Origin of the sequence: Citrobacter sp. Cpo148, from assembly GCF_030332375.1 — a bacterium.
GTDB lineage: Bacteria > Pseudomonadota > Gammaproteobacteria > Enterobacterales > Enterobacteriaceae > Citrobacter > Citrobacter portucalensis.
The window spans coordinates 22,701-28,826 of the sequence record NZ_JAOWHY010000029.1; the positions used below are offsets into that span (position 1 = coordinate 22,701).

The 6,126-nt window shown below is 49.9% G+C and carries 11 protein-coding genes; 1 reads left to right on the forward strand and 10 read right to left on the reverse strand.

All coding sequences use genetic code 11. The features are described from left to right. Positions 1-10: 10 nt before the first annotated feature. Genes rplV through rpsJ form a run of 7 tightly spaced genes read right to left on the reverse strand, consistent with a single transcriptional unit; the run spans position 11 to position 3,380 of the window. Positions 11-343: a 50S ribosomal protein L22 gene (rplV, locus tag OGY10_RS01555; RefSeq protein ID WP_000448832.1), complete on the reverse strand. Its 333-nt coding sequence runs from the start codon at positions 341-343 to the stop codon at positions 11-13. 14 nt (positions 344-357) lie between these two features. After that, a complete protein-coding gene (gene rpsS, locus OGY10_RS01560; RefSeq protein ID WP_001138115.1) occupies positions 358-636 on the reverse strand; it encodes a 30S ribosomal protein S19 in 279 nt (92 codons plus the stop codon). 16 nt (positions 637-652) lie between these two features. Beyond that, positions 653-1,474, reverse strand: coding sequence for a 50S ribosomal protein L2 (gene rplB, locus OGY10_RS01565; RefSeq protein WP_000301869.1), 822 nt, complete (start codon positions 1,472-1,474; stop codon positions 653-655). Between the two features lie 17 nt (positions 1,475-1,491). Further along, positions 1,492-1,794 (reverse strand): 50S ribosomal protein L23, encoded by a 303-nt coding sequence (rplW, locus tag OGY10_RS01570; protein WP_000617546.1) that lies wholly within the window; start codon positions 1,792-1,794, stop codon positions 1,492-1,494. Next, positions 1,791-2,396, reverse strand: a complete 606-nt coding sequence (rplD, locus tag OGY10_RS01575) for a 50S ribosomal protein L4 (RefSeq protein WP_003031119.1) — start codon at positions 2,394-2,396, stop codon at positions 1,791-1,793. Before rplD ends, rplW begins: the two co-directional genes overlap by 4 nt. A gap of 10 nt (positions 2,397-2,406) precedes the next feature. Continuing rightward, on the reverse strand, positions 2,407-3,036 hold the full coding sequence (rplC, locus tag OGY10_RS01580; RefSeq protein ID WP_003031117.1) for a 50S ribosomal protein L3: 630 nt from the start codon (positions 3,034-3,036) through the stop codon (positions 2,407-2,409). Positions 3,037-3,068: 32 nt separating this feature from the next. Then, entirely contained in the window at positions 3,069-3,380 is a 312-nt protein-coding gene (gene rpsJ, locus OGY10_RS01585) for a 30S ribosomal protein S10 (protein WP_001181005.1), read from the reverse strand. Between the two features lie 379 nt (positions 3,381-3,759). Here rpsJ and OGY10_RS01590 point away from each other — a divergent pair, with 379 nt between their 5' ends. Next, a complete protein-coding gene (locus tag OGY10_RS01590) occupies positions 3,760-4,227 on the forward strand; it encodes a prepilin peptidase (protein ID WP_057067314.1) in 468 nt (155 codons plus the stop codon). Here OGY10_RS01590 and bfr read toward each other — a convergent pair. The 3 genes from bfr to tuf form a co-directional block, all read right to left on the reverse strand. Continuing rightward, entirely contained in the window at positions 4,224-4,700 is a 477-nt protein-coding gene (gene bfr / locus OGY10_RS01595) for a bacterioferritin (RefSeq protein WP_003827773.1), read from the reverse strand. The two genes, OGY10_RS01590 and bfr, sit on opposite strands and share 4 nt — an antisense overlap. A 71-nt stretch (positions 4,701-4,771) precedes the next feature. Then, positions 4,772-4,966: a bacterioferritin-associated ferredoxin gene (gene bfd / locus OGY10_RS01600; RefSeq protein WP_003031111.1), complete on the reverse strand. Its 195-nt coding sequence runs from the start codon at positions 4,964-4,966 to the stop codon at positions 4,772-4,774. A 185-nt stretch (positions 4,967-5,151) separates the two neighbouring features. After that, positions 5,152-6,126 (reverse strand): elongation factor Tu (gene tuf / locus OGY10_RS01605; RefSeq protein WP_286575998.1); only part of this gene is annotated, 975 nt, incomplete at its 5' end.

Sequence of the window (6,126 nt, forward strand, 5' to 3'; positions counted from 1 at the left end):
CTCCAGAGTCTCAGCGATCGGACACAACCACAGTAATGTGGCTGGTGCGCTTCAGGATGCGATCTGCACGACCTTTTGCACGCGGCATAATGCGCTTCATGCTCGGGCCTTCGTCTACGAAAATTTTCGTAACTTTCAGATCGTCAATGTCAGCGCCATCGTTGTGTTCAGCGTTAGCAATGGCAGATTCCAGGACTTTCTTAACCAGTACAGCCGCTTTCTTATTGGTGTAGGTCAGAATATCCAGAGCCTGCGACACTTTCTTACCGCGAATCAGGTCTGCAACAAGGCGAACCTTCTGAGCAGAAGAACGAGCATGGCGATGTTGAGCTAAAGTTTCCATCTCTTCCTCCTACCTTATTTCTTCTTCGCTTTTTTATCAGCAGCGTGGCCGCGATAAGTACGAGTCGGTGCGAATTCACCCAGTTTGTGACCGACCATTTCGTCGGAAACAAATACCGGAACGTGCTGACGACCATTATGGACAGCGATGGTCAAACCGATCATGTTAGGAAAGATCGTTGAACGACGGGACCAAGTGCGCAGGGGCTTCTTGTCTCCGCTTTCCACCGCTTTCTCTACCTTCTTCAGCAAGTGCAGGTCAATAAAAGGACCTTTCTTGAGAGAACGTGGCATGGCTTATCCTCTAAAATTATTTGCTACGGCGACGTACGATGAATTTATCAGTACGCTTGTTGCTGCGGGTCTTCTTACCTTTGGTCTGAACGCCCCACGGAGTTACCGGGTGCTTACCAAAGTTACGACCTTCACCACCACCATGTGGGTGATCGACTGGGTTCATCGCAGTACCGCGAACGGTAGGACGAACACCACGCCAGCGTGCAGCACCTGCTTTACCCAGAACGCGCAGCATATGCTCAGCATTGCCAACTTCGCCCAGAGTTGCACGGCAGTCTGCTTCGACTTTACGCATTTCACCAGAACGCAGACGCAGGGTGACATAAGCACCATCACGAGCAACGATCTGAACGTAAGTACCAGCGGAACGTGCCAGCTGACCGCCTTTACCTGGTTTCATTTCTACGTTATGAACGGTAGAACCAACCGGGATATTGCGCATCGGCAGGGTGTTACCTGCTTTGATTGCAGCATCAACGCCAGATTGAATCTGGTCGCCAGCTTTCAGGCCTTTAGGGGCCAGGATGTAACGGCGTTCACCGTCTTTGTACAGAACCAGCGCGATGTTCGCGGAGCGGTTCGGATCGTACTCAAGACGTTCAACAACTGCCGGGATACCGTCTTTGTTGCGTTTGAAGTCAACAATACGATAAGCCTGCTTGTGACCACCACCGATGTGACGAGTGGTGATGCGGCCATTGTTGTTACGACCACCGGATTTGCTGTTTTTTTCAACCAGCGGAGCAAAAGGTTTGCCCTTGTGCAGCTCTGGGTTGACCACTTTAACAACGTGGCGACGACCCGGAGATGTCGGTTTACATTTAACAACTGCCATTGTATTACTCCTCCGACTTACTCAGCGCCGCCGACGAAGTCCAGATTCTGGCCTTCCTTCAGGGTGACGTAAGCTTTTTTCCAGTCGCTACGACGACCGATACGCTGTCCGTGACGTTTAACTTTCCCTTTAACTACCAGGGTGTTAACGACTTCGACTTCGACTTCAAACAGTTTCTGCACAGCAGCTTTGATTTCTGCTTTGGTCGCGTCTTTAGCAACTTTGAGAACGATGGTGTTAGTTTTTTCCATCGCAGTAGACGCTTTTTCAGAAACGTGCGGTGCGCGCAGCACTTTCAGCAGACGTTCTTCACGAATCATGCCAGCATCTCCTCAACTTGCTTAACAGCATCAGCAGTCATTACGACTTTGTCGAAGGCGATCAGGCTAACCGGGTCGATACCAGTTGCATCGCGTACGTCAACCTTGTGCAGGTTGCGCGCAGCCAGGAACAGGTTTTCGTCCAGCTCACCGGTGATGATCAGCACATCTTCCAGAGCCATGTCTTTCAGTTTCTGTGCCAGCAGCTTAGTTTTAGGCGCTTCTACAGAGAATGATTCGACAACGATCAGACGATCCTGACGTACCAGTTCGGACAGAATGCTTTTCAGCGCGCCGCGGTACATCTTTTTGTTAACTTTTTGACTGTGGTCCTGTGGACGAGCAGCGAAGGTCACGCCACCTGAACGCCAGATCGGGCTCTTGATAGAACCTGAACGCGCACGGCCGGTACCTTTCTGGCGCCACGGCTTTTTGCCTGAACCAGTTACTTCAGCACGAGTCTTCTGAGCACGAGTACCCTGACGAGCACCAGCTGCATAAGCAACAACAACCTGGTGAACCAGCGCTTCGTTGAAATCACGACCGAAGGTAGTTTCGGAAACAGTCAGCGCGCTCTGCGCGTCTTTCAATACTAATTCCATTGCTATCCCCTTACGCCTTCACAGCTGGTTTAACGATCAGGTCGCAACCGGTCGCACCCGGAACACCACCTTTAACCAGCAGCAGGTTGCGCTCAGCGTCAACACGTACTACGTCCAGGCTCTGAACGGTTACACGTTCGTTGCCCAGCTGACCTGCCATTTTCTTGCCTTTGAACACTTTGCCCGGAGTCTGGTTCTGACCGATAGAACCCGGAACGCGGTGAGACAAGGAGTTACCGTGAGTAGCGTCCTGGGTACGGAAGTTCCAGCGCTTAACGGTACCAGCGAAACCTTTACCTTTAGAGGTACCGGTTACGTCAACTTTTTTAACGTCAGCAAACAGTTCAACGCTAATGTTCTGACCAACGGTGTATTCTTCACCATCTGCCAGACGGAATTCCCACAGGCCGCGGCCAGCTTCTACGCCAGCTTTAGCAAAGTGGCCAGCTTCCGGCTTAGTTACGCGGTTAGCTTTTTTAGCACCGGTGGTAACCTGAACAGCGCGATAGCCATCGTTAGCCAGATCTTTAACCTGAGTAACGCGGTTTGCTTCAACTTCGATAACGGTTACTGGGATAGATACGCCATCTTCAGTGAAGATGCGGGTCATACCCACTTTTTTACCGACTAAACCAATCATTGTATCAACCTCTCAATCGCTCGATGACCTGATTAACCCAGGCTGATCTGCACGTCTACACCGGCAGCCAGGTCCAGACGCATCAGAGCATCAACGGTTTTTTCAGTTGGCTCAACGATGTCAACCAGACGCTTGTGAGTACGGATCTCGTACTGATCACGCGCGTCTTTGTTGACGTGCGGGGAGATCAGAACGGTGAAACGCTCTTTGCGGGTCGGCAGCGGGATCGGACCACGAACCTGCGCACCAGTGCGCTTGGCAGTCTCGACGATTTCCGCGGTTGATTGATCGATCAGACGATGATCAAACGCTTTCAAACGGATACGGATTCTTTGGTTCTGCATGAGACCAGAGCTCCAATTATTTTATAGACGAAATAGTTACTCCTCAAACCCATTACGATTGATGGGAGAGTGTAACCGTTCTTACAGAGTTCCCCGATTGGGAACATTGTCTGGTATTGCTTTCGCAGTACCGGTGGCTCATATCGAACCGCTGTCAATATTAGACAAGCCCGCGCATTATACGTAAATCTCAGTCTTAAGCAAGTGCCGCGTATAAATTAATCACTCGTTCACCAATGCGGCGCTCCTTCCACTCTGATTGTATGTCCTGTGGTGCAACGCGTTTTCCGTGGAAGAGAGCATCCATAACCCATATCCCAGGCTTGTAGGGCCGCCGGGTTTACCTGAAGGTAAACTCTTTACCAGATAAGGCTTGCCCATGTACATCGACCTCCCCTTTCTGTTGATTTATGTTTCGCTATCAGGGCTGCTCTTAGTCCATGACCTACGTACCGGGTTGCTGCCCGACAAATTTACCTGCCCTCTTTTGTGGGGCGGTCTTATTTATCATCAATGCTGCAGACCTGCACAGTTATCCGACGCGCTTTGGGGTGCTGTAGCGGGCTATGGGGTATTTGCTTTGTTCTACTGGGGGTATCGTTTGATATGCCGACAGGAAGGGTTAGGCTTTGGTGATGTCAAATTTCTTGCCGCGCTAGGCGCATGGCATTGCTGGGAATCATTACCACTTTTGGTTTTACTTGCCGCGGGTATGGCATGTTGCCTCACCGGGATTTCCTGCGTCCGTTACGGGAAACAGGTACTAAAAAACCCGCTGCCATTTGGGCCATATCTGGCGGCTGCGGGTTTTGTTATTGGCCTGGTAAGTATGATACAGGGCGGTTAGTCACTGACTTTAATTTGCGATTGCAGATAATTTTGTAAGCCAAGTTTTGCAATCAGGTCCAGCTCGGTTTCGAGCCAGTCAATATGCCCTTCTTCTTCAGTCAGGATCTCAATCATCATATCCCGGCTGACATAATCATGAACGCTATCGGCATAGGCAATGGCTTCACGTAAGTCTTTAGCACCATCGAGTTCGAGTCGAAGATCGGATTGCAGCATCTCTTCAACGTCTTCGCCAATACCCAACTTGCCAAGATCCTGCAAGTTCGGGATCCCTTCTAAGAATAAAATACGCTCGATATATTTATCAGCGTGTTTCATCTCATCGATAGATTCATGGTACTCAACATCATTGAGGCGAGTCAGTCCCCAGTTTTTAAACATACGAGCATGGAGAAAATACTGGTTGATCGCGACAAGCTCATTTCCCAATAGTTTATTGAGATAATTTATGATTTTAACATCACCTTTCATTTTATAGTCCCTCCGCTTCCACTCTTAGAGCGTAGATGGGGCTACAGGGATGTCAAAAAAAAGAGTGTGACTTAGGCGATCTCTTTAAATTCTGGCATTTGCGTTAATTCATCCTGCATGACTTCGCGGGCAGCACGAATGCACTTACCGCATTGATTTCCAACAGGAATAAATTTACGTAATTGCTGAAAAGACTGAGGATGAAACTGGCGAACAGCCTGACGTATTTTTTTATCACTTATCGCATTACACAAACAAACGTACATGATCGCTCCCGTTCAATTTCTGCGCAAAGTGTAAATGAGAATAGTTATGATTACAATAGCACAACGCGATTTACGCGGCGGGAGAATGAATAAAAAATGCGAATAAATATGACTACGACTAAATTGCAGGTAGCAAAAAGGGCGCCGAAGCGCCCTTTTTAAGCTCAAAGCTAATTAATCAATAATTAGCTCATTACTTTAGCAACAACGCCTGCACCAACAGTACGGCCGCCTTCACGGATTGCGAAACGCAGACCGTCGTCCATCGCGATTGGGTGGATCAGGGTAACAACCATTTTGATGTTGTCGCCCGGCATTACCATCTCTACGCCTTCTGGCAGTTCGATGGTACCAGTCACGTCAGTAGTACGGAAGTAGAACTGCGGACGGTAGCCTTTGAAGAACGGAGTATGACGGCCGCCTTCGTCTTTGGACAGAATGTACACTTCAGATTCGAACTTGGTGTGCGGCTTGATAGAGCCCGGCTTAGCCAGTACCTGACCACGTTCGATTTCTTCACGTTTGATACCACGCAGCAGAACACCAACGTTCTCACCAGCACGGCCTTCGTCCAGCAGTTTGCGGAACATTTCAACGCCAGTACAGGTAGACTTAGCAGTCTCTTTGATACCAACGATTTCAACTTCTTCACCAACTTTGATGATACCGCGCTCTACACGACCGGTAACAACGGTACCACGACCGGAGATGGAGAATACGTCTTCGATAGGCAGCAGGAACGGCTTGTCAATCGCACGCTCTGGTTCTGGGATGTAAGAATCCAGGAAGCCAGCCAGTTCGATAATTTTCGCTTCCCACTCTGCTTCGCCTTCCAGCGCTTTCAGAGCAGAACCACGAACGATCGGAGTGTCGTCGCCCGGGAAATCGTACTGAGACAGAAGTTCACGAACTTCCATTTCTACCAGTTCCAGCAGCTCTTCGTCATCAACCATGTCGCATTTGTTCAGGAACACGATGATGTACGGAACGCCTACCTGACGACCCAGCAGGATGTGCTCACGAGTCTGCGGCATCGGGCCGTCAGTCGCAGCAACAACCAGGATCGCGCCGTCCATCTGCGCAGCACCGGTGATCATGTTTTTAACATAGTCGGCGTGGCCCGGGCAGTCTACGTGTGCGTAGTGGCGAGTCGGGGTGTC